This window comes from Cupriavidus sp. SS-3, from assembly GCF_035818815.1.
In the GTDB taxonomy this organism is placed as follows: domain Bacteria; phylum Pseudomonadota; class Gammaproteobacteria; order Burkholderiales; family Burkholderiaceae; genus Cupriavidus; species Cupriavidus taiwanensis_C.
Genome location: NZ_JAYLVT010000004.1, coordinates 186,399 through 209,452, shown reverse-complemented (window position 1 = coordinate 209,452; position 23,054 = coordinate 186,399). Strand labels below are relative to the sequence as shown.

Annotated in this window: 24 protein-coding genes and 1 tRNA gene; 12 read left to right on the top strand and 13 right to left on the bottom strand. The window is 67.1% G+C overall.

Annotated elements, in window-relative coordinates; translation table 11 throughout:
• Positions 1–100: 100 nt before the first annotated feature.
• Positions 101–1,051, bottom strand: a complete 951-nt coding sequence (locus tag U9J39_RS08765; RefSeq protein ID WP_115709818.1) for a LysR family transcriptional regulator — start codon at positions 1,049–1,051, stop codon at positions 101–103.
• Between the two features lie 292 nt (positions 1,052–1,343).
• Between U9J39_RS08765 and U9J39_RS08760 the strand changes: the two genes are divergently transcribed.
• The 6 genes from U9J39_RS08760 (at position 1,344) to U9J39_RS08735 (ending at position 6,779) form a co-directional block, all read left to right on the top strand.
• Entirely contained in the window at positions 1,344–2,045 is a 702-nt protein-coding gene (locus U9J39_RS08760) for a haloacid dehalogenase type II (RefSeq protein ID WP_115709816.1), read from the top strand.
• 51 nt (positions 2,046–2,096) lie between these two features.
• Entirely contained in the window at positions 2,097–3,683 is a 1,587-nt protein-coding gene (gene aceB, locus U9J39_RS08755) for a malate synthase A (RefSeq protein ID WP_115709815.1), read from the top strand.
• Positions 3,684–4,027: 344 nt separating this feature from the next.
• Positions 4,028–4,585 carry a TIGR01841 family phasin PhaP3 gene (gene phaP3, locus U9J39_RS08750; RefSeq protein ID WP_115709813.1) on the top strand — a complete coding sequence of 186 codons (558 nt, stop codon included), beginning with the start codon at positions 4,028–4,030 and terminating at the stop codon, positions 4,583–4,585.
• Positions 4,586–4,861: 276 nt separating this feature from the next.
• On the top strand, positions 4,862–5,605 hold the full coding sequence (gene phbB, locus U9J39_RS08745; protein ID WP_115709811.1) for an acetoacetyl-CoA reductase: 744 nt from the start codon (positions 4,862–4,864) through the stop codon (positions 5,603–5,605).
• A gap of 194 nt (positions 5,606–5,799) precedes the next feature.
• Positions 5,800–6,231, top strand: coding sequence for a universal stress protein (locus U9J39_RS08740; RefSeq protein ID WP_115709809.1), 432 nt, complete (start codon positions 5,800–5,802; stop codon positions 6,229–6,231).
• 71 nt (positions 6,232–6,302) lie between these two features.
• Entirely contained in the window at positions 6,303–6,779 is a 477-nt protein-coding gene (locus tag U9J39_RS08735; RefSeq protein WP_115680425.1) for a ferritin-like domain-containing protein, read from the top strand.
• Between the two features lie 35 nt (positions 6,780–6,814).
• Here U9J39_RS08735 and U9J39_RS08730 read toward each other — a convergent pair whose 3' ends face one another.
• Positions 6,815–7,333 (bottom strand): hypothetical protein, encoded by a 519-nt coding sequence (locus U9J39_RS08730; RefSeq protein ID WP_115709807.1) that lies wholly within the window; start codon positions 7,331–7,333, stop codon positions 6,815–6,817.
• A gap of 91 nt (positions 7,334–7,424) precedes the next feature.
• Positions 7,425–9,188: an ABC transporter ATP-binding protein/permease gene (locus tag U9J39_RS08725; RefSeq protein WP_116312691.1), complete on the bottom strand. Its 1,764-nt coding sequence runs from the start codon at positions 9,186–9,188 to the stop codon at positions 7,425–7,427.
• A gap of 290 nt (positions 9,189–9,478) precedes the next feature.
• On the opposite strand from U9J39_RS08725, the gene U9J39_RS08720 reads away from it, so the two are divergent.
• Positions 9,479–10,465: a Bug family tripartite tricarboxylate transporter substrate binding protein gene (locus U9J39_RS08720; protein WP_116312690.1), complete on the top strand. Its 987-nt coding sequence runs from the start codon at positions 9,479–9,481 to the stop codon at positions 10,463–10,465.
• 12 nt (positions 10,466–10,477) lie between these two features.
• Here the strand turns inward: U9J39_RS08720 and U9J39_RS08715 are convergent, their stop codons facing one another.
• Complete coding sequence (locus tag U9J39_RS08715; RefSeq protein ID WP_116313274.1) at positions 10,478–10,897, bottom strand: DUF1801 domain-containing protein; 420 nt, start codon at positions 10,895–10,897, stop codon at positions 10,478–10,480.
• Between the two features lie 91 nt (positions 10,898–10,988).
• On the opposite strand from U9J39_RS08715, the gene U9J39_RS08710 reads away from it, so the two are divergent.
• Positions 10,989–11,471, top strand: coding sequence for a DUF1801 domain-containing protein (locus tag U9J39_RS08710; protein ID WP_115709800.1), 483 nt, complete (start codon positions 10,989–10,991; stop codon positions 11,469–11,471).
• Positions 11,472–11,639: 168 nt separating this feature from the next.
• Positions 11,640–12,395, top strand: a complete 756-nt coding sequence (locus tag U9J39_RS08705; RefSeq protein WP_326346926.1) for a helix-turn-helix transcriptional regulator — start codon at positions 11,640–11,642, stop codon at positions 12,393–12,395.
• A 98-nt stretch (positions 12,396–12,493) separates the two neighbouring features.
• On the opposite strand, the gene U9J39_RS08700 is transcribed toward U9J39_RS08705, so the two are convergent.
• A complete protein-coding gene (locus U9J39_RS08700; protein ID WP_326346925.1) occupies positions 12,494–13,939 on the bottom strand; it encodes a hypothetical protein in 1,446 nt (481 codons plus the stop codon).
• A 304-nt stretch (positions 13,940–14,243) separates the two neighbouring features.
• Between U9J39_RS08700 and U9J39_RS08695 the strand changes: the two genes are divergently transcribed.
• Positions 14,244–15,347: a mandelate racemase/muconate lactonizing enzyme family protein gene (locus U9J39_RS08695; RefSeq protein ID WP_326346967.1), complete on the top strand. Its 1,104-nt coding sequence runs from the start codon at positions 14,244–14,246 to the stop codon at positions 15,345–15,347.
• A gap of 9 nt (positions 15,348–15,356) precedes the next feature.
• Here the strand turns inward: U9J39_RS08695 and U9J39_RS08690 are convergent, their stop codons facing one another.
• The 7 genes from U9J39_RS08690 to U9J39_RS08660 all read right to left on the bottom strand — a co-directional run bounded on the left by U9J39_RS08690 (position 15,357) and on the right by U9J39_RS08660 (position 20,517).
• Entirely contained in the window at positions 15,357–16,235 is an 879-nt protein-coding gene (locus tag U9J39_RS08690) for a metal-dependent hydrolase (protein WP_326346924.1), read from the bottom strand.
• A 62-nt stretch (positions 16,236–16,297) separates the two neighbouring features.
• Positions 16,298–17,854 carry a serine hydrolase gene (locus U9J39_RS08685; RefSeq protein WP_115709790.1) on the bottom strand — a complete coding sequence of 519 codons (1,557 nt, stop codon included), beginning with the start codon at positions 17,852–17,854 and terminating at the stop codon, positions 16,298–16,300.
• A gap of 308 nt (positions 17,855–18,162) precedes the next feature.
• Positions 18,163–18,249: transfer RNA gene (locus U9J39_RS08680), tRNA-Leu, on the bottom strand.
• Between the two features lie 116 nt (positions 18,250–18,365).
• Complete coding sequence (locus U9J39_RS08675) at positions 18,366–19,175, bottom strand: MetQ/NlpA family ABC transporter substrate-binding protein (RefSeq protein ID WP_115709788.1); 810 nt, start codon at positions 19,173–19,175, stop codon at positions 18,366–18,368.
• Between the two features lie 204 nt (positions 19,176–19,379).
• Positions 19,380–19,700, bottom strand: coding sequence for a type II toxin-antitoxin system PemK/MazF family toxin (locus tag U9J39_RS08670; RefSeq protein ID WP_115680413.1), 321 nt, complete (start codon positions 19,698–19,700; stop codon positions 19,380–19,382).
• Complete coding sequence (locus tag U9J39_RS08665) at positions 19,694–19,942, bottom strand: AbrB/MazE/SpoVT family DNA-binding domain-containing protein (RefSeq protein WP_025584520.1); 249 nt, start codon at positions 19,940–19,942, stop codon at positions 19,694–19,696. The genes U9J39_RS08670 and U9J39_RS08665 overlap by 7 nt, the downstream gene beginning before the upstream one ends.
• A gap of 167 nt (positions 19,943–20,109) precedes the next feature.
• Positions 20,110–20,517 carry a VOC family protein gene (locus U9J39_RS08660; protein ID WP_115709786.1) on the bottom strand — a complete coding sequence of 136 codons (408 nt, stop codon included), beginning with the start codon at positions 20,515–20,517 and terminating at the stop codon, positions 20,110–20,112.
• A 242-nt stretch (positions 20,518–20,759) separates the two neighbouring features.
• On the opposite strand from U9J39_RS08660, the gene U9J39_RS08655 reads away from it, so the two are divergent.
• The gene (locus U9J39_RS08655) at positions 20,760–21,230 is read left to right on the top strand and encodes an SRPBCC family protein (RefSeq protein ID WP_115661942.1); all 471 of its coding nucleotides are present in this window, start codon (positions 20,760–20,762) and stop codon (positions 21,228–21,230) included.
• Positions 21,227–22,708, top strand: a complete 1,482-nt coding sequence (locus tag U9J39_RS08650) for a DHA2 family efflux MFS transporter permease subunit (protein ID WP_326346923.1) — start codon at positions 21,227–21,229, stop codon at positions 22,706–22,708. Before U9J39_RS08655 ends, U9J39_RS08650 begins: the two co-directional genes overlap by 4 nt.
• A 21-nt stretch (positions 22,709–22,729) precedes the next feature.
• On the opposite strand, the gene U9J39_RS08645 is transcribed toward U9J39_RS08650, so the two are convergent.
• The gene (locus U9J39_RS08645; protein WP_012353003.1) at positions 22,730–22,999 is read right to left on the bottom strand and encodes an acyl-CoA-binding protein; all 270 of its coding nucleotides are present in this window, start codon (positions 22,997–22,999) and stop codon (positions 22,730–22,732) included.
• Positions 23,000–23,054: the final 55 nt, after the last annotated feature.

Genomic DNA, 23,054 nt, shown 5'->3' with positions numbered 1-23,054 from the left:
CCCGTCTTGAATCCATTGTAGTCAGTGTGCCGAGAAGGTCATTGCGTAATGTCAATGGCGTCCGGATGGATCCTCGGCACGCCCGCGGCCTGCCGCGGGGTCAGTCCGCCAGCACTTCCGCCACGGGGAGCGCCGCGGCCTGCTCGGCCCGCCGCCAGTAGGACGGATTGCCGTAGGTGTTCTTAAGGTGGTCGATAAACAGCCGCACCCGCAGCGGCAGGTGCTTGCGCTGCGGAAACACCGCATGGATGCCGATCGGCGGCGCCTGGAACTCGTCCAGCACCGTCACCAGCCGTCCGCTGGCAATCTCGCTGCCGACTTCCCACCACGAGCGCCAGGCCAGCCCGTTGCCTTGCAGGCACCACTCGTGCAGCACCGCGCCATCGCTGCATTCCATGGTGCCGCCCACCTTCACGGTCACGGCGCGGCCTTCTTCCTGGAACACCCAGCCGCGCTGCATGTTGGCGCTGGTGCCGAAGGCCAGGCAGTTATGGCGCTGCAGGTCCTCCGGCGCGTTCGGGCGCCCGGCGCGCGCCAGGTATTCCGGCGCGGCCACCACCACGCGGCGGGTTTCGGCCAGCCGGATCGACACCAGGCTGGAATCGGGCAGGTCGCCCAGGCGGATGGCGCAGTCGAAGCCTTCGTTGACCAGGTCGACCACGCGGTCGGACAGGTCCAGCGTGATCGACACGTCCGGGTGCGACTCGATAAACAGCGGCACCAGCGGCGCCACGTGCTTGCGCCCATAACCTGCAGGTGCGGTCACGCGCAGGTGGCCGCTGGCCTTGACGCCGCCGGCCGAGACGCTGGCTTCGGCGTTGTGCAGGTCGTTCAGGATGCGCTGGCAATCCTCCAGGAAGGCCGAGCCCTCGAAGGTCAGGCTGATCTTGCGCGTGGTCCGCACCAGCAGCTTGACGCCCAGCCGCTCTTCCAGGGCATCGATGCGCCGGCCGATGATCGCGGGCGCCACGCCCTCGGCCGCGGCGGCGGCGGACAGGCTGCCGCGCGAGGCGACGGATACAAAGGTCTCCAGTTGTTTGAAATGGTCCACGAATGTTTCGCCTGAGTTGCACGGAAGGTCCCGCGGGGTGCCGCGCTGGCCACGCATAGGGTGCCAAGGCGGGCCTTTGGTCACCAGTGAAGAGGATTTGGTGCGGAGTTTTGTTTTAGTCAGCCAAGATTAGTTGTGTAAAAGTAAAAGATCAAGTGACCGGCGGCCACTTTGCCGCACTGCAGCGTCTCCCTACAATTCGATGCATTCAATGGTGTACAGAGCCACGCAGCTGTGGTCTGGCCGCCGCTCTACGCAGTTGCCCCGTACCGTTGCAGTTGTCCAGGCTCCCATGAACAAGATCCGCGCCGTCGTCTTCGATGCTTATGGCACGCTGTTCGACGTGTATTCCGTCACCGCGCGCGCGGAGCAGCTGTTCCCGGGCCGCGGCGAAGCGCTGGCGCTGCTGTGGCGCGACCGCCAGATCGACTACACCCGCATCCGCACCATGGCCGCTGCCGACGGCGCGCACTACAAGCCGTTCTGGGCCATCACCGTGGACGCGCTGCGCTACGCCGCCGAGCGCCTGGGTCTGCCGCTGGACGAAGCCGCCGAGGCGCAACTGCTGAAGGAATACGCGTGCCTGTCGGCGTTCCCGGAAAACCTGGGTGCACTGAAGCGCCTGCGCAAGGCGGGGCTGCCGCTGGGCATCCTGTCCAACGGCAACGCGGAGATGCTCGACATCTCGGTCAAGAGCGCCGGCATGCACGGACTGTTCGACCACGTGCTGTCGGTCGATGCGGTGCGCCAGTACAAGACCGCGCCGGCCGCCTATGCGCTGGGGCCGCTGGCCTTCGGCCTGGAGGCGCAGGAGATGCTGTTCGTCTCTTCCAACGGCTGGGACGCCTGCGGCGCCACCTGGTACGGCTACACCACTTTCTGGATCAACCGTGCCGGCCATCCGGCGGAGCGGCTCGATGTCGCCCCCGCCGGCACCGGGCACGACATGAACGACCTGCTCGAATTCGTCCGCGCCCGTGGCGTGGCGGCATAGCAGGGCGCCCAACAACCAAAGCTATCGCTATCGTTTAACAGGAGAACACAGATGGCTATCACGCTGCCCGCGGGCATGAAGATTACCGGCGAAATCCTGCCGGCCTACGAAGATATCCTCACGCCGGAAGCCCTGGCCCTGGTAGACAAGCTGCACCGCGCCTTCGAGCCGCGCCGTCAGGAACTGCTGGCCGCGCGCGTCGCGCGCGCCAAGCGCCTGGACGCCGGCGAGGTGCCCGACTTCCTGCCGGAAACCAAGAGCATCCGCGAAGGCGACTGGAAGGTTGCCCCGGTGCCCCAGGCGCTGGAATGCCGCCGCGTGGAAATCACCGGCCCGGTCGAAGCCAAGATGGTGATCAACGCCTTCAACTCGGGCGCTGACAGCTACATGACCGACTTCGAGGATTCCAACACCCCGAACTGGCACAACCAGCTGCAGGGCCAGGTCAACCTGAAGGCCGCCGTGCGCCGCACGCTGACCCTGGAATCCAAGGGCAAGCAGTACAAGCTGAACGACAAGATCGCCACGCTGCAGGTACGTCCGCGCGGCTGGCACCTGGACGAGAAGCACGTCACCATCGACGGCAAGCGCGTCTCGGGCGGCATCTTCGACTTCGCGCTGTTCCTGTTCCACAACGCCAAGGAACAGATCGCCCGCGGCGCCGGCCCGTTCTTCTACCTGCCGAAGATGGAAAGCCATCTGGAAGCGCGCCTGTGGAACGACATCTTCGTGATGGCGCAGAACGAAATCGGCCTGCCGCAGGGCACCATCAAGGCCACCGTGCTGATCGAGACCATCCTCGCCGCGTTCGAGATGGAAGAGATCCTGTATGAGCTGCGCGAGCACAGCGCGGGCCTGAACGCCGGCCGCTGGGACTACATCTTCTCGTGCATCAAGAAGTTCAAGAACGACAAGGACTTCTGCCTGGCCGACCGCGCCAAGGTCACCATGACCGCGCCGTTCATGCGCTCGTATGCGCTGCTGCTGCTCAAGACCTGCCACTCGCGCGGCGCCCCCGCCATCGGCGGCATGAGCGCGCTGATCCCGATCAAGAACGATCCGGAGAAGAACGCCATCGCCATGGAAGGCATCATCAGCGACAAGCGCCGCGATGCCACCGACGGCTACGACGGCGGCTGGGTGGCGCACCCGGGCCTGGTCGAGCCGGCCATGAAGGAATTCGTGGCGGTGCTGGGCGACAAGCCGAACCAGTTCGAGAAGCAGCGTCCGGACGTGCAGGTGAAGGGTGCCGACCTGCTGAACTTCCAGCCGGAAACGCCGATCACCGAGCACGGCCTGCGCATGAACATCAACGTCGGCATCCACTACCTGGGCGCCTGGCTGGCCGGCAACGGCTGCGTGCCGATCCACAACCTGATGGAAGACGCCGCCACCGCCGAGATCTCGCGCTCGCAGGTGTGGCAGTGGATCCGCTCGCCCAAGGGCAAGCTGGAAGACGGCACCAAGGTCACGGCCGAGTTGGTGCGCAAGCTGATCCCGGAAGAGCTGGCCAAGGTCAAGGAACTGGTTGGTGGCGACACCAGCACCTATGACCGCGCCGCCGAGATTTTCGAGCAGATGTCGACGTCGGAGGACTTTGCCGAGTTCCTGACGCTGCCGCTGTACGAAGAAGTCTGAGCAAGCCGGCACTTGCAGTCAGGAAAACCGCAGCTTCAGGCTGCGGTTTTTTTTTGCTTCGCCGCGCTCGGCCGTCGCATTAAGCCCGCCTTACATCTGTCATGCAGTGCAGCAATACAGCGTAAGTACTTGTAACTTAAGCGCCGGAGGCTGCACCTTTCTTGTCCTGACTTCAATACTTTTTGGGTTTATCCCTAGGGCCTGAATTGAAGTAAACACTCTAGGATGCGGGTTTCATGGTGCGCTGCAAGATTGGTGGCGCGGCACGGTCGGGACGACTTGTCGACGACCAAGTGCCAGCGCCGGCGCGCCATTCCGTCCCGATCCACCCACAGGAGATCTGCATGTCACCTTTTACGCCCGAACAATTTGCTGCGGCGCAGAAGTCCAACGTGAGCCATTTGTTCGCGCTGACGAACACGGCATTTGAAGGTTTCCAGAAGCTGACCGAGCTGAACCTGCAGACCCTCAGGACCACGCTCGCCGAAGGCCAGGAAAACGTCGAAGCGGTGCTGGCCGGCAAGGACTTGCGCGAAGTGTTCGCGGCCCAGGGCAACCAGGCCCAGCCGGCTGCCGAGAAGGCGGTGGCGTATGCGCGCCACGTGTATGAAATCGCCTCGAATACCCAGGCGCAGCTGAGCAAGGCGGTCGAAGCCCAGTACGAACAGCACAACCGCAACGTCCAGGCTTTCGTCGACACCTTCGTCAAGAATGCGCCGGCCGGTTCGGAGGCGCTGACCGCGCTGCTGCAGTCGGGCGTCGCCGCGGCCAGCAATACCTACCAGTCGTTCCAGGACGCCGCCAAGCAGACCGCCGAAGTCGCCAAGGCCAACTTTGCCAAGACCGCCGCGGCCGCGTCGGCCACGGCCGCGAACGCTACGCCGCGCGCCGCCAAGGCGTAACAGCACCGCGAACACAGCGCTGGCACGGCCAGGCCGGAGCGCGCGCTGCACACAGATCGCAGGCATGCAGGCCCGGGAACCCCGCGTTCCCGGGCCCGTGGCACTGCGACACCATATCTTCCCGCCTCATCCATGCGCACCGGGACCGGCACGGTCCGGCCCGGCATGGCCGCGCTTTGCCTGCGCGACGGTAGCGGGAACTTGCTCGGGGACTACCGGGGGAATGTCCCCTCCTGCAAGGCAGGGGTCTTTCAACTCACGAACGACGCAATCAGCATGACGAAGAGAATCGCATTGGTAACAGGTGGCATGGGTGGACTCGGCGAAGCCATCAGCATCCGGCTGCACGACGCCGGCCATGCCGTGGTGGTGACGCACTCGCCCGGCAATGCCAACGCCGGGGAGTGGCTGGCCTCGATGGCGGCCAGCGGCCGCGAGATGCGCGCCTATGAGGTCGACGTATCCGACTATGACGCCTGCCAGGCCTGCGCCGCGCGCATCCTGGCCGACGTCGGCCAGGTCGACATCCTGGTGAACAATGCCGGCATTACGCGCGACATGGCGTTCAAGAAGATGGACAAGCCGAACTGGGATGCGGTGATGCGGACCAATCTCGATTCGGTGTTCAATCTCACCAAGCCGCTGTGCGAGGGCATGGTCGAGCGCGGCTGGGGCCGCATCATCAATATCTCGTCGGTGAACGGCTCCAAGGGCGCGTTCGGCCAGACCAACTATGCCGCGGCCAAGGCCGGCATGCACGGCTTCACCAAGTCGCTGGCGCTGGAAGTGGCGCGCAAGGGCGTGACCGTCAACACGGTCTCGCCGGGCTACCTGGCCACCAGGATGGTCAACGCCGTGCCCAGGGAGATCATGGAGACCAAGATCCTGCCGCAGATCCCGGTGGGCCGCGTCGGCAAGCCGGAGGAAGTGGCCGCACTGATCGCCTACCTGTGCTCCGAGGACGCGGCCTATGTGACCGGCTCCAATATCGCCATCAACGGCGGGCAGCACATGCAGTAAGGAAGACGGTGCCAGGATCCCGGCAAGGGTCCTGGCCCGCTTCCGTCCATGCTTCCCATGTCGCAAGCGCGCCGGCCCGGCGTCGGCCGCCGGCTATCGCTGCGTTCCGCCGCAGGCCGGATTCTTGTCCATACTGAAGCTTGGCCGGCGGAGCGCCTCACCTCCGCCGCGAACCAACGCATTGGGAGGGAATCGTGTTCAAGCACATCTTGCTGGCCACCGATGGCTCGGAACTTTCAAGGATGGCGATGGAAGCGGCGATCGGCTTTGTCAAGGCCGATGGCGCCAGGCTGACTGCCTATACCTGCATGGAGGAGTATCCCTACCTGGCATCGGGCGACGCCGGCCATCCCAGGCGCAAGGCCTTCGAAGAGCAGGAAGCCGAACGGGCCAGGGCGCGGCTGGAAGAGGTGGTTGCCGCCGCCAGGGCGGCGGGCGTACCCTGCGCCACCGACATGACGGCAACCGTTCCCTACAAGGGCATCATCGACGCCGCGGCAAGGCACGAGTGTGATGTGATCTTCATGGCGTCGCACGGCCGCAGAGGCCTGGATGCCTTGCTGGTCGGCAGTGAAACGCAGAAGGTGCTGACCCACTGCCGGGTCCCCGTGCTGGTCTACCGCTGAAGGCGCGGGAGCAGGGCGCAGGCGCGCGCTGCGGGCCTGCGGCTGGACTTCACCCACAGGGAGGTGCTGCCATGGCGGACATCGAACAGGACAAGGTTGTCGGCGTCCTCAACCGGATCCTCGAGGCCGAGCTCGCCGGTGTGGTGCGCTACACGCACTATTCGTTCCTGATCTTCGGCTTCGGGCGCATCCCGATCGTGTCGTGGCTGCGCGAGCAGGCCAACGAGTCGCTGCTGCATGCGCAGCAGGCCGGCGAATGGATCACCACTCTTGGCGCTTATCCCTCGCTCGGCATCGGCGAGCTGCTGGACGCCCACACCCAGGATATCGGCGCGATCCTGCGCGAGTCGCTCGCCACGGAGCAGGAGGCGCTGGCGTTGTACCGAGAACTGCTCGGCCTGGTCGAGGGCCGCTCCGTTGCGCTGGAGGAGTATGCGCGGCAGTTGATCCAGCTCGAGGAGCTGCATGCAGGCGAGGTCGAGAAGATGCTGCGCAAGCCGGGCGCGCCAATGATGCCGGATCCGGCCAGGCGCGCCGACCCGGGATAGGGCCGGCATGGCATGGCGGCCTGTTGCCGGCCCGCTCACTTGCTGCCATCGCGCGCATCCCCGCCGATCGCATCGACGATGATCATGGTGCGGTCCAGCACCCCGCGCTCGTCGAAGTACGCGCTGAAGTGCGCCGGCTGGAACGCGCCGGCGTAGAGCCGGTACGACCACGCCTCGCGTTTCATCATCGGGTAGTACTCGACCGGCTCGCGCGGCAGGCCGAAGTGCTCGGCCACGTCCTGCTTGGTCCACACGCCCGGGCGGGCGGCGTAGATTTCCTTCTCGGTCAGCATCTGGCGGAAGCTGGTCAGCTTGCCGCCGGCGTCGAAGTCGGCGGCATACACTTCGAAGCCCAGCGGCTGCTTGGAATAGATCCAGCGGCTGGTGCCGTTGGCGAGCGGGTAGGTTTCGGAAGGCGCGCCGAAGGTATCGCGCACGGCGCTCTGCGGGCTGCCGATCATTTTCTGCGCGGTCTGCACGGGCTGCAGCGTTGCGCAGGCACACAGCAGGGTCGCCGCGGTGGCGGCCAGCCAGACGGACAGGCGATGGCGCATGGTGGGTCTCCGGTAAGCACTGCGGATGGGGACCTGTTCAGCATAGCGCAACGCATCCGGGCGCGTGCAGCCGCTGCCGCCGCGGTGTCCGTTACCAGCCGAATCGGTACTCCTTTGCCGGATGCAGGCGCCAGCTGCCGTCGCCCGGCAGCTCCAGCACCTGGTGGTGGTACTTCAGCAGCGTGGGCCGGTGGCTGACGCTGACCAGCGTCGCCTGCAAGCCGCCCAGCAACTGGTACAAGGCCTCTTCGTTGCTGATGTCGAGGGCGCTGGTGGCCTCGTCCAGCATCACATAGCGCGGCCTCGCCAGCAGCACGCGCGCGATGGTCAGGCGCTGCTGCTCGCCCAGCGACAGCACCTTGCTCCAGTCCACTTCCGTGTCGAGCCCGCCGAAGCGGCCGGCAATGTCGCGCAGGTTGACGGTATCCAGCAATTGCAGCAGCTCGTCGTCTGCGACCTGCCGGCCGACATGGTTGGGATAGAGCAGCTGGCTGCGCAGGCTGCCGACCACCATGTACGGATGCTGTGGCAGGAACAGCATGTCCTGCGGCGCTGGCCGCACGATGCGGCCGGTGCCGCTGTTCCACAGCCCCGCGATCGCGCGCATCAGCGAACTCTTGCCGCCGCCGCTGGCGCCGACGATCAGCAGTCCCTCGCCGGGATTGATCGACACGCTCAGGTCGGTGACCAGTGTGCGCTCCTGGTTGGGCGTCTGCAGCGTGACATGTTCCAGCGCGAGCCGCGAGTCCTGGCGGGACTCGATGGTGGAGGCAGCCCGCGGCGCGGTAGTCTTTTTCCCGGTCAGGGTGCTGGAGAACGTGTCCAGGCGGTCGAGCCCGGCCACGAACCGGCTCAGGTCTTCAAAGTTGTCGACGATCACCGTCAGCGCGTTCAGCACGGCGGCGAAGGCGCCCGCGGCGCGGATCGCGCTGCCGACCTCGAGCTCGCCGTCCAGCACGCGCGAGGCCACGATCGCGCTGGGCAGCAGGATGGTCAGGAAGCCATAGCCATACTGGAACATGTTCAGCCCCAGCTGCCACCGGATCAGCCGCTCGAAATTCTGGAACGCCTTGCCGAAGCGCCCGCGCACATGGGATGACTCCTGCGGCTCGCCGCGATAGAAGGCAATCGATTCGGCGTTCTCGCGCACGCGGATCAGGCTGAAGCGGAAGTCGGCCTCGCGCTTGAGCTGGTAAAAATTCAGGCCGATCAGCACCCGCCCGAAACAGGCGATCGAGACAAAGGTGCCGGCAACCGCGTACACCACCAGGAAATAGACCAGCTCCCTGGAGATCATCCACAGCACCGCGCTGAACGCAATCAGCTGCAGCAGCGCGCCGATGCCGATCGACAGGAAGAACAGCGACTGCCGCGTAAAGGTGTTGATGTCCTCGGAAATGCGCTGGTCGGGATTGTCGATGCCGGCATCCGCATTGAGCTTGTAGAAAATGCGGTTCTTGAAATATCCGTCCAGGTAATGGTGGGTCATCCAGCGCCGCCAGTGCAGGCCCAGCGTGTTGCGAATGTAGTAATAGACCGCGTAGACGGGAATGGCGACGATCAGGATGTACAGGCAGGTGCGGATCGAGGCCCAGAAGCGCTCGGCGTCGCGCGCCGCCAGCGCCGAGGTGAATTCGCCGGTCTGCTCGTTGATCAGCACCTCGGCCTGGGTCTGGCCCAGCAGCAGCAGGATCAGCACCAGCAGCAGGCCGCCGGCCTTCCATCGCTCCTGCGAGACCCAGTAGGGTTTGGCAATCACCCAATAGCGGGTCCAGACGTGCCGCGTCGACGTGGCGGGGCGTTTGCCGGGGGGCGTAGTGCTGTCGGCCACCTGAGGCTCGGGCACGGCGCTCATAATCCACCTCCGGGGTGAGCGGATTTCATTATCGTCACATCGCGGCACGGCTTCGGGCGTGGACCGCGGCGCGGCGGAAAATGACTATTGAAATATAGGCCAGCAAAATCGATGCCCGGCGCTTTTGCGCGCCTCCGGGCACGGCGAGCCTATGCGCAAGGGTTCGGCCCGCCGCCGGCTGCCGCGGCCGCGCATGGTGGAAACCCGGGCGTGTCCCCGGCCTGAACACTCACTAAGATGAAAGACCCGCCGCCGGTGCGGCGCACAACGATAACGCGGAGACTTCATCTATGGATCGTCGACAGTTCCTGGGCGCCGCCGCACTTGCGGTGGCCGCCGGCGTGGCGCCGCACGCGCTGGCCCAGCAGTGGCCCGCGCGCGCCATCCGGCTGGTGGTGGCCTATCCGCCGGGCGGCGGCACCGACGTGGTGGCGCGACTGTTCGCCGACTACCTCGCGCGCGTGGTCGGACAGTCGGTAGTGGTGGAGAACAAGCCCGGCGGTGCCACCATTCCCGCCACGCAGGACGTGATCCGCGCGAAGAACGACGGCCAGACCCTGCTGGTGACGCTGGGCTCTTCGGCCACCTCGGGCGCGCATATCAACCGCGTTCCCTACGATCCCTTGACCGACCTGACCGCGCTCGCCGAACTCGGCCGCGCGCCGGTGCTGCTGGCCGCCAACAAGGACGCGCCGTACAACACGCTGAAGGAACTGGTCGCCTACGCCAAGGCGAATCCGGGCAAGCCGATCCACTCGGCCTCGTACGGTCCGGGCACGTCGTCGCACTTCGGCCCGCTGCTGTTCAACCGGCTCGCCGGCACCAATCTCGAACCGGTGCTGTACAAGGGTTCCGCGCCCGCCACGCAGGATCTGGTGGGCGGCGTGGTGCCGCTGATGATCGACGGCCTGACCACCGGCGTGCCGCTGTACCAGGCCGGCAAGACCAAGGTGCTGGCCACCACCATCCCGGAACGCTCCGAGCTCGCGCCCGGCGCGCCCACGTTCCGCGAACTGGGCTACCCCGAGATGGAGCAGCTCAGCGGCTATTTCGCGCTGTTTGGCCCCAAGGCCATGCCCCGCGAGACGGTGGAGGCGGTCTCCGCCGCGGTGCGCAAGGTGCTGGCCGATCCCGCCTACCAGAAGCGGCTGGCGGGCGTGGGCGTGCTGCCGCCGCAGGCGGTCACGCCCGATGCGTTTGCCGCGCAGATCCGCGCCGACCACGCGCGCTGGGGGCAGTTCATCAAGGACATCGGCTTCAAGATCGAGGGAAGCTGAACTCCCTGCGCTTCAAGCGTCGTCTTGCTGGCTGGCCTGTGCCCGGGTGCGCGCCGGCGCTTTTTTCTTCGCCTTGCCCTGGTTGAATGCGATCGCGGCGCGGACCAGGGCCTTGAGCGCGCGCGCATCGATCTTGTCGCCCTCGGCGAGGTCGATCGCGCGCCATTTGCTGCCGCCCAGGCCGGCGTTGAAAAGGTGGTCCGGGTCGGGCAGGCTGGCGCCGTTGGTAAAGGTAACCTTTACCTTGGCCTTGTGGGCGTTGGCGACGGCGATCATGCCGTCGCGCGACCATACCGGGCTGCCCATCCATTTCCATTCCTCGACGATGCCGCTGTCGGCGGCGAGGATGGCCTTGCGCAGGCTGGCCAGGGTCTGGCCGCGCCAGTCGGCCAGGCCCGCGATCAACTGGTCGATCTGTTCAGATGGCTGCATCGATGCTCGTTCCTCAAGGTTCTGGCTGACCGGCTTATCATAGCCGCTCAGTGCGGTCTCGCCGACCAGCGTCAACCAGGGGAGTTCAGCCATGGCCAACAGCACGTCCCGGATCCCTGCAAGGAGCGCGCGCAAGCCCGCGCAGAAAGCCGTCGCCGGGCCCGCCACTGGCAAGCCGGTGCTGCTGGCAGGCGGCAATCCGCAGATTCCGAAAGGCGACGGCGATGCGCCGGTGCAAGCCTATCTGGCGGCGATGCCGGGCTGGAAGCAGGACGCGGGCCGGCGCCTGGACGCTCTGGTCGAGCGCAGCGTGCCCGATGTGAACAAGGCGGTGCGCTGGAATTCGCCGTTCTATGGCAGGCAGGGGCAGGGCTGGTTTCTCAGCTTCCATTGCATGACCCGCTACATCAAGGTGGCGTTTTTCCGCGGCATGTCGCTGGATCCGGTGCCGCCGGTCGAATCCCGGGACAAGGACACGCGCTATTTCCATATCCACGAAGGCGAGGCCTTCGACGAGGCGCTGCTGGCGCACTGGATCCGGCAGGCCGCGGCGCTGCCGGGGTGGAAGCCTTAGCCAGGTGCCGCGCGCCCCGCGCATGCCGAAGCGCTTCCCCCGAACGGGGCGTTCCATGGCAGCGGAATTCGCATACCCTCGCAAGCTTCATTGGCCGGCGGCCAGTTGCCGCACGGCCGCGTCTTCACGATCGCACCCGCGACGGGCGCGCATCCTGCCGGAGATTGCATGAAGGTAGATCCGCTTCGTGACTGGCAATATGCCGAGACCGTGCTGAACGCGCGCACGCCGCAGGAAGTGGCACAGGTGGCGCTGCGCGCGGCCCGGGCCATGGGCTTCAACCACCATGCCTACGTCATGAAGCAGCCCGCGCTCGGCCCGCACGACGACAACGACTTCGTCTGCTTCCACGATTTTTCGGCGGACTGGGCGCGGGCGCGCTACGAGCCGCTGCGCGCGAAGCGGCACGAGGATGGCGACGCCCGCGTGGCGCACGTGCGCGCGGGCATGCCGGCGACGTCGTGGAATGCGCTGGGCGAGGTCGACCACACGCGTCGCGATATCGGACAGAGCGCGCGCAAGCTGCTGCGCAGCGCGGGCGAGCACGGGCTCAACGCCGGCCTGACCATTCCGCTATGGACGCCCGGCATCGACTGGGCCTTCATGACGCTGACCACCGATGCCACCTCCGACCTGCGCGCGCTGCGCACCACGCTGGCACCGATGAGCTACTTTGCGCACTGCCTGCATTCGGCGCTGCGGCGGCTGCAAGGCGAGGCCGCGCGCCCGGCGCTGAGCCGGCGCCAGCGCGAGATCCTGCACTGGGCGGCGATCGGCAAGACCACATGGGAGATCTCCAGCATCCTCGGCATCAGCGAGAGCACCGTCTACTTCCACCTCAACGTTGCCGCCGGCAAGCTCAATACGCGCGGGCGCCAGGCCACCTGCGCGCGCGCGGTGGCGCTGGGGCTGCTGTCGATCTGACACCAATGCGGCGTTGACCGGGCGGCCGGCGGTTAACGCGGAGCAGCCCCGGGGCAACACCTTCCCCCGGGGCTTGCAGTCGGCGCGACGACCGCGCGTCAGTTGGCCGGCGTGTAATAGCGGCCGGCGATACGGGTGCCGGCATCGCTCCACTGGTTCCAGACCAGCGCCGCATTGCCTTTCTCGTTCACCGCCAGCGCGGGAATCGCGGCGGTGTCGCCGTAGCTCTCGCCCAGCGCGGCGGTGCCCCAGCCGGTGCCGGCGACATAGCGGTTGGTCCACAGGTCGGCCACGCTGCTGCCGTCGGGCGCCTGGGTCCAGGCGACAAAGCCATTGCCGGCGCCGTCCAGGCCAACCGTCGGCAGGCTCGGCGTGCGCGTGCTGGCACTCAGCAGCACGGTCTCGCTGCCCCAGGCGCCGTTGGCCGGGGCCACGCTGGCCACCAGCGTGTTGTCGTTGCGGCCCCAGGCCACCATGGCGTCGCCGCGCGCATTGACCGACAGCCGCGCCTTGCTGATGAAGGCTTCGGCCACCGGCGGCGCCACCGCGACGGGGTTCTGCCAGGCCGAGGTAAACCGCCGCGCGTACAGCGTGCTTGCCACGGTGCCGTTGGCGACATCGGATTGTCCCCATACCAGCGTGGCATTGCCGCTGCCGTCCATGGCGATGGCGGGATAGCCGAGCGAGCGGTCGATGCTGTCGTCGCGCACCAGCTCGCTGGGCGCGTCCCAGCTGCCGCCGCTGAAGCGGCTGGTCCAGATGCCGTTGCTGGCCAGGTCGGTCAGTTCCCACACGGCAATCGCCTCGCCCGAAGGGGCCACGGCAACCTGCGGGCGCAGGTTCTGGATGCCGGCGTCATTGGGTGTCGCGAACATCGATTCCGTGCCCCAGCCGCTGGCGGGGATGTAGCGGTTCGCGACGATCTTGAACGGGCCGAACTGGCCGTCGCGCTGGCTCCACACCGCGACCGCGTTGCCGCTGGTGTCCATGCCGACCTGCGGCTGCCCGGCCAGCCCGGCGCCGGTCTCGATGCGCGCCAGCGTGCCCCAGCCGGCGGCCGGATCGAAGGGCCTGGCCCAGATGTCGTAGGCGCCCGTGGTGGTCAGCTGCGCCCACACCACCATGGCGCGGCCGCTGGCGCGGTCCATCGCGATCTGCGGGCCGTCGGTGGCTCCCGCGGCGTCGTTTTCCAGCGCCACCGGCGCGCTCCAGCCGGAACCCGGCACATAGCGGCTCGCCAGCACGCTTTCGTTGGCGGTACCCGCATCGAGCTGCATCCAGACCGCGACGGCATTGCCCGCGGCATCGATGGCGACGTTGACAGTGCCCGCGCCGGCCTCGGTAAAGGGCGCCGGATCGGTCCAGCCCGCCGGCGTGGGCGTGCCGGGGTTGCCCGGACCAGGGTTGCCGGGGTTGCCCGGCGTTCCGGGGGTACCCGGGGTGCCTGGGTTGCCGGGGTTGGGTTGCGGTGTCGTGCTGTTATCGTCCCCGCCGCACGCGGACAGCGCCGCGCAAATCGCCATCAGCAAAATCGTCTTACGCATTGAGTCTTCCCTTTCGGATCTTGTTCTTCAACGATCAATTCGCGGCCGGCGCCGGCATGGCGGCGCTGTGGAGGCCGCAGCGGGCGCGACGCCTGGGGCTGGCGCGAATTGCCACGGGCGAGAATAGGGAAAGGCGGGCAGGGTGGCGCGCCGACCCTGTGGGATTCCACAGGGTGGCTGCAATACGCGCCGGTGGTCCACGGTCATGCGGGGCCGCCTTGTGGCCTATATTGAAGTCCTGCGCGGCATGGGCATCGGCATTGCCTGTCGTAGCCCGAGCGACCGCGGGACCAAGGAGCGCGCCATGAAGATCGCCGGCATCGAAGCCATCGCCCTGCGCATTCCGTTCACGGTCGGCGGCGTGTCGGCCGCGGGCGTCTGGGGCGGGGCCGGCATGCAGGCCGCCGATTCGCTGCTGCTCAAGGTGAGCACCGATGACGGCCTGGTCGGCTGGGGCGAAACTTTCGGCTTTGTCGGCGTTCCCGCGGCCCGGGCGGCGATCGAGCAGATGCTGGCGCCGGCCTGCATCGGCCGTGACGCGAGCCAGATCGATGCGATCGGCCTCGACCTGCAGCGCAGCTTCCATGTGTTCGGGCGCAGCGGGCCCTTGTTCTACGGGCTGTCGGCGCTCGATATCGCGCTGTGGGACCTGTGCGGCAAGGCGGCGGGACTACCCGTCTGCCGGCTGCTGGGCGGGGCGCGGCGCGAGCAGCTGCCGGCCTACGCCAGCCTGATCCGCTATGCCGATGCCGAAGCGATCGCGGTCAACGTCAGGCGCGCCATCGCCGATGGCTACCGCAGCCTGAAGCTGCATGAAGTCGACCTGGCCGTGATCCGCGCTGCGCGCGCGGCCGCGGGCCCGGATATCGAGATCACGCTCGATACGAATTGCCCGTGGACGCTGCACGAGGCCATCGATATGGCCCGCGCCCTGCAGCCCTTGTCGCTAAGGTGGCTGGAAGAGCCGCTGTGGCCGCCCGAGAACTACGCCGGACTCGCGGCGCTGCGCCGGCAATGCGCGATTCCGCTCGCCGCCGGCGAGAATGCGACCACGCTGATGGAATTCGAGCACCTGCTTGGCATCGGTGCCGTCGATGTGGTGCAGCCGAGCCCGGCCAAGATGGGCGGCATCAGCGCCCTGCGCGATGTCTTTGCCCTGGCCAGGGCGCACAACGCGCAGGTGATGGTCCATACCTTCTACGACGGCCCCGGACTGCTGGCGGCCATGCATGCCACCGCGGCGCTGGGCGATGCCGACGCCATGATCGAATGGCGCTACTTCGACATGGCCGCGCAAGTGCTGGGCGATGCCGTGGTGCCGCGCGACGGCATGATCGCGCTGCCCGCCGGCCCGGGCCTGGGCCTCGACCCGGATCCGGAAGTGATCCGGCGCTACCGCGTCGGCTGACGCCGGCGCTCAGAAGTCGACCTTCTCTCCAGGCTGCGGCACGATCACGCTTGCCGCGGCACCAGTACCGAGCGCCGCCTTGAATTGCTCTGGCGTGCCGCTCGCTTGCGGCGAGGTCTGGTAGTGGATCGGGATGGCGAAGCGCGGCCGGATCAGGTCGCGCACGGCGATCGCGGCATCCTGCGGTCCCATGGTGGAATGCCCGCCGATCGGGATCAGCACCAGATCCGGCTTGTAGATCTCGCCGATCAGGCGCATGTCGCCGAACAGCCCGGTATCGCCCATGTGCCAGATGCGGAAGCCGTTCTCCAGTTCGATGATGTAGCCCACCGGCTCGCCGCCGTAGTGGGTCTCGTCCTTGCCGGTGGCCGGGTTCTTCAGCGCCAGTTCCGACGAGTGTTCCGCATGCACCGCCGTGATCTTCGGGCCCGCCGGGCCAAACGGCATCACCGTGCCGCTCTTGCCGAAGCGCTGCACCTGCGCCTCCGGGACCAGGCCGAGACTGACCAGCGCCCGGCCCAGGCCGCCGCCGTTGTACACCGGCGCGTTGGTCAGCCGGGCCAGCGCGGGGGTGTCGCCGAGGTGGTCGTTGTGGGCATGCGTGACCAGGATCAGGTCGACCTTGCCGAGCGCGGGCAGCTGTTTGAAGCCGGGCGGGGTCTTCGGATTGTTGGTCAGCCACGGGTCGATCACGATGACCTTGCCGCCCGGCGTGGTGATGCGCGTGGCGGCCTGGCCCAGCCACAGTACTTCGGCCTTGCCCGCGGTGGGCTGGCCGGGCGCTACCGGGCGCGGGGCGTCCGCCGGCGGCGTGGGCGCGGCACAGGCGCCGAGCAGGGCGGTGAGCGTGATGACGGCGGCGAGCATCCTCGCAAGGTGTCTGAGCATGTCCTTCCTCCGTGAGTGGATCGATGCCGGATCGATGCCGGATCCATATGCAACGCAGCGGGCTAGCGCACAAACATGCCGAGGCCCTCATGGTCGTAGAACTCCAGCCAGACGCGGTCGCTGGAAAACGCGGCCTGCGAGATCGTGCCCGGCATGGCGTTTTCATTGGCGAGCGTGAAGGTGAAGATATCGCCGTCCCAGTGGCTCAGCGGCAGCACCAGCGGCGTCGCGCCCAGCGTCATCACCAGCGTGCCGCCCTGGTCGGCGACCTGCAGCGGACCATAGTAGTCATTGCGGTAGGTGCCGGTGTAGGCCGACAGCGCGCGCGCCGGCAGCGGATTGGCCGGGCGCGGCTGTCCCACCAGCCGGCCTTCCGGCTCCAGCAGCGGTGCCAGCGCATCGCCGTAGAGCTTGCCCCAGTCGCGGCGGATGGCGCCGAATTGCGCCAGGTCGAAGAACTGGGCGCTCAGGGTTTCCGGCACGCCGATGGGCTGCGCGTTGGTCAGCGTCACGATGGCCAGGTTGAGTTCCGGTACCGCCATGAAGCTGGTGGCGACGCCAAGGGCGAAGGCGCCGGAGTGGTTGAGCGAGGTCAGGCCCAGTTCGGTGGTGCCGACATTGAAGCCATAGCCATAGTAGCCGGCAGGGCGCTCGCCTGCGGGCGGGTTGCTCTGCATTTGCGGACTTATCGCGGGCGCCAGCGCGGCGGCATCGACCACCCGCTGCCCGCCGAACTCGCCCTTGGCGAGCAGCATCGTCAGCCATTTCGCCATGTCGTTGACCGACGCACTGACGCCGCCCGCCGCCGATTGCGCATCGGGCATCCGCGTCGATCCCTGCACCCAGTTGCCGTTGACCCGCACGTGACCGAGCGCGCGGTTGTCGCGCGCGGCATAGTCGGCAAAGCGCGAACTGGTGCGCGTCATGCCCAGCGGCTGGTACAGCGCCTGTTCCGACAGCGTGGCCCAGTCGGTGCCCGCGGCGACGGCAACCGCTTCGGCGGCGGCGGTCATGCCGAAGTTGGTGTACGCGTAGACCGCGCGGAACGGATGCAGCGGCATGAAGCGCAGGCGCGTCAGCACTTGCTGGCGGTCGTAGCCCATGTCCTCGAGACGGTCGCCGGCGTGGTCCGGCAGGCCGGAGCGGTGGGCGTAGAGATCGCCGATGGTGACGGCCGCCGACACCTCGGCATCGGCCAGCGTGAACCAGGGCAGGTGCGTGCGCACCGGCGTATCCCAGCTGATGCCGCCGCGCCCGACCTGGCGCGCGACTACCGTGGCGCCGATGGATTTCGACACCGAGGCCAGCTGGAACACGGTGTCGGCATCGACCGGCGCGGGATCGGTCACCAGCCGGCGCCCAAAGCCCTTGGCGTAAACAGTCTGGTTGCCGCGCACCACCGCGACGGCCATGCCGGGTACGCGTGAACTCGCCATCAGGTCCGCAACCAGCTGGTCCAGTTGCGCGATGGCCTGGGTGATCTGCGCCGGAGGAACCGGCTCGGGTGGCGTGGGCTTGGGCGGTTCGTCGTCGTCGCCGCCGCACGCCGGCAGCGCGGGGACCAGCAGGCCGCCCAGCGCGGCTCCCAGGAAACGGCGACGCTCTTGCAGTTTGCCCACGGTAGTTCTCCGTTATGACGCGGAACAGGCGTGGCCGGGCCGTGGCCTGTGGATGGAACTACTGTATGCGATCGGTAGCCCGGAGGCGAAGGAGAGAGAGGTTTCGACGCTGCAAAAGCAAAAGGCCCGCACTGTCGTGCGGGCCTTTGCCTGAAACTCTGGTGCCCAGGAGAGGACTCGGTCACGCATGCGCGACCCCGGCTGCGCTTGCAAGCGCAGCCCTTCGCGTCCTCGCGAAAAGCGCTCAAGCGCTTTTCTTCTGGGCGGAAAAGAAAAAAGGTCTGCATGCGCAGACCTTTTTTAAATTGTGGTGCCCAGGAGAGGACTCGAACCTCCACAGTGTTGCCACCGCTAGGACCTGAACCTAGTGCGTCTACCAATTCCGCCACCTGGGCAGGTGGTGAGCCGCGAATTCTACCGAAGGCGGCGGAATTTGCAAGCCCTTGCGCGGGCGCCGTGTAAAAAAACTTTAACGACCGTGCTCAGCAGCGATCGCGGCGCGCGTCGGCAATCAGAACGACGGCACCATCGCGCCCTTGTACTGCGCCTTCATGAACTGGCGCACGTCTTCCGACTGGTACGCGGCCACCAGCTTCTTGACCCACGGCTTGTCCTTGTCCTGGGTGCGCACCACGATGATGTTGGCGTACGGGCTGTGGATGTCTTCCAGCGCGATCGCATCCCTGGTCGGCTGCAGGCCGGCGGCAAGCGCGTAGTTGGTGTTGATCACGGCGGCGCCGACATCGGGCAGCGCGCGCGCCAGCTGGGCCGCGTCCAGTTCGACGAGCTTCAGCTTCTTGGGGTTCTCGGCCACGTCCAGCGGCGTGGCATTGGAACCGTTGGTGCCGGCGCCGGCCTTCAGCTTGATCACGCCTTGCGCCTGCAGCAGCAGCAGCGCGCGGTTTTCGTTGGAGGGGTCGTTGGGCACCGCCACCTTGGCGCCCTGCGGCAGGTCCTTGGGTGACTTCAGGTTCTTCGAGTAGATGCCCAGCGGCGAGATATAGGTGTAGCCCACGCTCTGCATCTTGTAGCCGCGCTGCTTCACCTGGCTGTCCAGGTACGGCTGGTGCTGGAAGCTGTTGGCGTCCAGGTCGCCGGCGTCGAGCGCGGCGTTGGGCTGCACGTAGTCGTTGAACTCGACCACCTTCACGTTCAGGCCATTGCGCTTGGCCACCTTCTGGACCACTTGCCAGACTTCGGCGTCCGGCCCGCTGACCGTGCCGACACGGATGGTCTGTTCCTGGGCCCCGGCACTGCCGGCGGCGATAAAACCCACGGCGGACACAGCTGCCGCCAGACGCTTGATGAAAGACGTGCGCATAGGAATGGTGAAGATCTTGTTGTGATGTGGCGAGTGAGAGGCAATCGCAGGGGCAGGGATCGCCTGTCCGGAGCGAGGGCACAGATTAACGCAATTGCGTCCGGATGGCGCGGCGCGGACGATTCTGGCGTCTATTTCTTTTTCATAAGCTTATGAAGCCAGCCAGCGGCCGCGGGCCGGCATTTAATGCCCCGGCGCCGCGGCTCAGTCCGCAAACAATTCGCGCAAGGTACGCAAGGTGTCTGCCACGGTCCGGTCGCTCAGGCCGCCCGCGCGCTTCACCAGCCGCGACTTGTCGACGGTGCGCAGCTGGTCCAGCAGGATCAGGCCGGTCTTGCGCTGGAACGTCACCGGTATGCGAAACGGTGCCGGCCGGCTGCCGGTGGTCATCGGCGCGACCGTCACCGTGCGCAGGTAGTCGTGCATCTCGGGCGGCGACAGGATGACGCAGGGGCGTGTCTTCTCGATCTCGCTGCCGACGGTGGGATCGAGCGCGACCAGCCAGACATCGCCACGCGCTACCATTTCAGCTCCGCGTCGTCGGCGTTGGGCAGCTCGCCCAGCACCAGGGTGTCGTCGCCGTCCGCGGCGATCTGCCGGCTGGCTTCGGCCCAGCCTTGCCGCGGTGCCTGCCGCGGCCGGCGCAGCACCAGCGTGTCATTCACGATTTCCATTTCCACTTCATTCTCCAGACCCAGCTGTGCCAGGATTGCCTTGGGAATCAGGACTCCTTGCGAGTTGCCCATCTTGCGGATCGTTGCCTTCATGTCTTGTTGCTCATGGTGTAGCCAGTTACCGGCGTCAGCACAATGTTATTACACCGCGGGCATCAAGGAAACAGGCAGGCACGACGCTGCATGGAAATGTGACATCCCGGCGCAGCCGGCAACAGGCGAATGGTCCGAAAACGCCCGCGCCACGCGGTACGCCCGAATCAGTTGGCGACCGCTCCGTAGCCCTGGCCCTTCCATTCGATAAAACACAGCCCGTGCCCGAACGGGTCCGACAGCGTGGCCTGCCGGCCCCAGGCGAATTCCTGGGGCCAGTCCTCGATCTCGGCGCCGGCCTCGAGCGCGCGTTCGATGGCCTGCTCGAGGTCGGCGACGACGAAATCGAGGTGAACCGGGGTCCAGTGGCGGCGATAGTCGCGCCGGGTCGCGGCGCGCGTGGTCGGGCGCGTGCCCGCGGGCTTGGCGAGCAGGTAGATCGGGGCATTGCCGCCCAGCATTTCGGCGACGGAACCGTCGAACAGCTTGCGGTTCAGGCGCAATCCCAGCCCTTGCGCGTAGAAGTCGATGCCACGCGCCAGGTCGTCGACATCGATATTGATCAGCAACTCCATCACAGCCTCCTGCAGCGTTCCGTGTGAAAGCGGCCGCATTGTGCGCCGGGTCTCCTGACAGCTGCTGTCAGGAGTGATGTTTCAGCCGGGCGCGGCGTTCACGCGGGGGCTCCAGCCGACGCGAGTCTGGCCGATATCCGAGAGGCCCAGGGTCGGCACAATGTTGCAGTGCGCAGACAAAAAGGTCTCGCGAATACGCGGAGACTTCATAATATCGACTTATCGCAAATGGGAGAGTGAAGTTGCGTTTTGAGCACTTGGTGGAGATCAATGATCCGGGCAACCCGCAGCTGGAACCGCTGACGGCCGAGCAGGTGTGGCAGGGCCTGGTGCTGCGCGCCGAATCTCCCGAGCTTTTCGTGCTGGGCCTGGACCGCGCCGAAGTGGTGGGCCGTGGCGACAACTGGATCGACCGGGTGCTGCATTTCGGCGAGGCTTCGATCGAGGATCACGTGGTCTACGAGCCGCGCCGTCTGGTGCGCTATGAGACCGCGGCCACCGCCGAGCATGCCGGCGGCACGCTGACCATGGCGATCGAGACCCCGGGTCCGGGCGCGCTGCTGCTGCGCTTTATTTACGACACCACCATGCCGGCCGTCGACGCCAGCGGCGACGACCGCTACGCCGAAATCGTCAAGTCCGCGTACCACGCGGCCGACATCGACACCGTCCGCAAGATCCGCGAGATCGCCGACACCGGGCGGCTGGGGTGAGCGAGGGCCCCGCCACGCCGGAAGGTTCCGGCCAGCGGTCGGATCTGCCGACCCGGCAGTCGCTGCGCGAGCGCTATGGCGAACGGCTGCGCTGGCTGGTGCTGGCGACGCTGATGCTGGGCACGATCTCGTCGATCGTCTCGTCCACCATCGTCAATGTGGCGATTCCCGACCTGAGCCGGCATTTCGTGCTGGGGCAGGAGCGCGCGCAATGGGTCGCGGCCAGCTTCATGATCGCGATGACCATGTCGATGCTGCTGACCCCCTGGCTGCTGAATCGCTACGGGCTGCGGCGCACCTTCCTGGGCGCGTCGCTGCTGCTGGGCGCGGGCGGGCTGGTGGGCGGTTTCTCGCCCACCTACGGCGTGATGATCGCCATGCGCGTGGCCGAGGGCATCGCCGCGGGCATCATGCAGCCGCTGCCCAATATCCTGATCCTGCGCGTGTTTGAAGAGCGCGAGCAGGGCAAGGCGATCAGCCTGTTCGGCTTCGGCGTGGTGCTGGCGCCGGCGCTGGGGCCCAGCCTGGGCGGCTTCCTGGTCGAGGCCTTCGGCTGGCGCTCGATCTTCTTCGTGGTGGTGCCGCTGACGCTGCTGGCCGTGCTGATGGCGCGCCGCTTCATGGCGGTGGACTCGATCATGATGGGCGAGCGCCAGCCGCTGGACTGGCGCGGGCTGGGCCTGGCCGGCATCGCCACTGTCAGCCTGCTCAACGGCGTGGTCGAGATGCGCGAGAGCGTCGCCGCGGGCCTGGCGCTGACGGGCTTCGGCGTGCTGATGCTGGCGGCCTTCGTGATGTGGCAGCTGCGCGCGGCGTACCCGCTGATGAATATGCGGCTGTACAGCTACCGGCAGTTCGCGGCCGGGGCGGTGGTGGCCTTCATCTATGGCGCGGGCCTGTTCGGCTCGACCTACCTGTTGCCGGTCTATATGCAGATGGCGCTGGAATACACCCCGTCGCGCGCCGGCCTGGTGCTGTTCCCGGCGGGCGTGATGCTGGCGCTGACGATTGCGGCGGCGGGGCGCTTCACGCACCGGATCCCGCCGCATGTGCAGGTGTCGTTCGGGCTGGCGCTGCTGTCGTTGTCGTTCCTGCTGATGGCGCTGGGCTCGCGCGCGACGCCCTACCTGGTGCTGGTGGCGCTGGCGGTGCTGGGGCGGATCGGCCTGGGCTGCATCCTGCCATCGCTGACGCTGGGCGCGATGCGCGGCGTGGACTTCACGCTGATCGCGCAGGGTTCCAGCTGCATCAACTTCCTGCGGCAACTGGGCGGCGCCATCGGCGTGAGCCTGGCGGGGGTGGGGCTGCAGTGGCGCCTGGCCGAGCATGGCGCACTGCTGGGCCAGCTCGGCGACAGCGCGCTCCAGGCGGCGCGCATCCGCGCCTTCGACGAGACCTTCCTCGCGGTGGGCGTGGTGATCGCCAGCGCGATCCTGGCGGCCTGGCGCATCCGGCCGCGTCCGGCGCCGGCGGCCTGAAGCCGGCCGCGCCGGAATGGTTCAGCTGGCGGCGCCGCTGCGCAGTTCTTCCACCAGCGCGATGTACTGCTCCATCGCCTGTTCGCGCGCGGTGCCGCGCAGCGCTTCCCACGCCTCGAACTTGTAGCGGCCGACGAAATCGGTCATGCCGGGCTTGTCGCCGTGCGCATCGCCCTCGCTGCCTTGCTTGAACAGCGCGTACAGGCGCAGCAGGGACATATTGCTGGGGCGCTCGCTCAGTTGCTTGACGTCGATCTGGGCCTGTTCGAAGCGTGCCTGCAGGTCGCTCATTGGGGGTTCCTCCGTGTGGACTGTCTTGGATTGCGAAAATGCAGTCCGATGATAG

Coding starts and splice junctions, on each gene's coding strand:
- U9J39_RS08670 (WP_115680413.1), bottom strand. CDS start 19,700: ATGGTAGCGCGTGGCGATGTCTGGCTGGTCGCGCTCGATCCCACCGTC.
- U9J39_RS08705 (WP_326346926.1), top strand. CDS start 11,640: ATGAAGGTAGATCCGCTTCGTGACTGGCAATATGCCGAGACCGTGCTG.
- U9J39_RS08735 (WP_115680425.1), top strand. CDS start 6,303: ATGGCGGACATCGAACAGGACAAGGTTGTCGGCGTCCTCAACCGGATC.
- U9J39_RS08695 (WP_326346967.1), top strand. CDS start 14,244: ATGAAGATCGCCGGCATCGAAGCCATCGCCCTGCGCATTCCGTTCACG.
- U9J39_RS08690 (WP_326346924.1), bottom strand. CDS start 16,235: ATGCTCAGACACCTTGCGAGGATGCTCGCCGCCGTCATCACGCTCACC.
- aceB (WP_115709815.1), top strand. CDS start 2,097: ATGGCTATCACGCTGCCCGCGGGCATGAAGATTACCGGCGAAATCCTG.
- U9J39_RS08645 (WP_012353003.1), bottom strand. CDS start 22,999: ATGAGCGACCTGCAGGCACGCTTCGAACAGGCCCAGATCGACGTCAAG.
- phbB (WP_115709811.1), top strand. CDS start 4,862: ATGACGAAGAGAATCGCATTGGTAACAGGTGGCATGGGTGGACTCGGC.
- U9J39_RS08665 (WP_025584520.1), bottom strand. CDS start 19,942: ATGAAGGCAACGATCCGCAAGATGGGCAACTCGCAAGGAGTCCTGATT.
- U9J39_RS08725 (WP_116312691.1), bottom strand. CDS start 9,188: ATGAGCGCCGTGCCCGAGCCTCAGGTGGCCGACAGCACTACGCCCCCC.
- U9J39_RS08760 (WP_115709816.1), top strand. CDS start 1,344: ATGAACAAGATCCGCGCCGTCGTCTTCGATGCTTATGGCACGCTGTTC.
- U9J39_RS08730 (WP_115709807.1), bottom strand. CDS start 7,333: ATGCGCCATCGCCTGTCCGTCTGGCTGGCCGCCACCGCGGCGACCCTG.
- U9J39_RS08660 (WP_115709786.1), bottom strand. CDS start 20,517: ATGGAGTTGCTGATCAATATCGATGTCGACGACCTGGCGCGTGGCATC.
- phaP3 (WP_115709813.1), top strand. CDS start 4,028: ATGTCACCTTTTACGCCCGAACAATTTGCTGCGGCGCAGAAGTCCAAC.
- U9J39_RS08675 (WP_115709788.1), bottom strand. CDS start 19,175: ATGCGCACGTCTTTCATCAAGCGTCTGGCGGCAGCTGTGTCCGCCGTG.
- U9J39_RS08700 (WP_326346925.1), bottom strand. CDS start 13,939: ATGCGTAAGACGATTTTGCTGATGGCGATTTGCGCGGCGCTGTCCGCG.
- U9J39_RS08715 (WP_116313274.1), bottom strand. CDS start 10,897: ATGCAGCCATCTGAACAGATCGACCAGTTGATCGCGGGCCTGGCCGAC.
- U9J39_RS08710 (WP_115709800.1), top strand. CDS start 10,989: ATGGCCAACAGCACGTCCCGGATCCCTGCAAGGAGCGCGCGCAAGCCC.
- U9J39_RS08720 (WP_116312690.1), top strand. CDS start 9,479: ATGGATCGTCGACAGTTCCTGGGCGCCGCCGCACTTGCGGTGGCCGCC.